Below are 1,037 nucleotides of genomic sequence, written 5' to 3'. Positions count from 1 at the left end.
CTGCGCCTGGCCTCCCTGCTCGTTTTAGGCTGGGTGGTCTTGTACACCTTCGATGCCGGCTGTTCGGATTCGACCTGTCGGACGGTCGCGCCTGCTTCGGCACCGACCGGAAGCGCGCCATCGGGAACCTGCCCCGCGTCCTCGGGCTTGTCCTTCATGAGCGCGAACGCGATAATCAGGGCGACGACCGCCATCGCCGAGATGAGGTAGAACCCGTTGTGCCAGTTGCCGGCCTCCCCCATGGCCGCGTTCGTGACGAGCGGGAACGCGAAGGCAACCAGGCCGCCTAGGCCCATCGTCACGGCCATAGCCAAGCCGCGCTTCTGCACAAACCAGCTGCCGACCGTGGTCTGCGTGGCGATCTGCCCGCCGAGCGTGCACGAGAAGCTCAAGAGCACGCCGAACAGCACCACGTAGGCAACCGTGCTCGCTCCGGCGAACAGGCCCATGAGCACGCCGGTCGCGATAATGAGCAGCGAGCTGGCAATGAAGGCCTTCCGCGCGCCGTACTTCGCGATGAACTTGCCGATGAGCGGCCCCGGCAGGCCCTGCATGAGGATAAACACGGTAAAGCCGAGTCCGATCATGCTGCGGTTCATGGCGACGGACGGATCGACAGCCATCGCCGGGATGGCCAGCTGGGCGGCCGCCAGGCCGAAGTTGCCGAGCAGTGCGTAGAGCAGGCCGGTCGCCACGACGACGCGCCAGCCGATGAATTTCTTTTCCATATAACTCCCCTTCAATAAGCGCGGGCGGCTCGCAGCACGAGCGCGCTCGCAGCGCGTCCCTCTGCTTACATGTCAAGGTTGAGATCAACCGGGTACATAGGGAACATCTTCACTTTGAGGGCTCCTTTGAAGAACAACACCGTCCATGCCACGATACCGCACGCCGACGCGGCGAGCGCCGCGAATGCAGCCGCAGCGGACGCAAGTGCGATGGCAGCCATAAACGCGATAACGGTCAGCACGACCCCACACGCGATCCATGCAAAGTAGGGCGCACGATAGGGCACCTCGTTCGCCCGCACGTCCACG

At 64.1% G+C, this 1,037-nt stretch carries 2 protein-coding genes; both read right to left on the bottom strand.

All coding sequences use genetic code 11. The features are described 5' to 3' along the window. Positions 1 to 728 (bottom strand): MFS transporter (locus RR842_RS14840; RefSeq protein ID WP_332730342.1); only part of this gene is annotated, 728 nt, incomplete at its 3' end. 65 nt (positions 729 to 793) lie between these two features. Beyond that, a partial coding sequence (locus RR842_RS14835) for a hypothetical protein (protein ID WP_332730341.1) occupies positions 794 to 1,037 on the bottom strand: 244 nt, incomplete at its 5' end.

Source organism: Gordonibacter sp. (assembly GCF_036667095.1).
Lineage (GTDB): Bacteria > Actinomycetota > Coriobacteriia > Coriobacteriales > Eggerthellaceae > Gordonibacter.
This window is presented reverse-complemented; position numbering and strand designations above follow the sequence as displayed.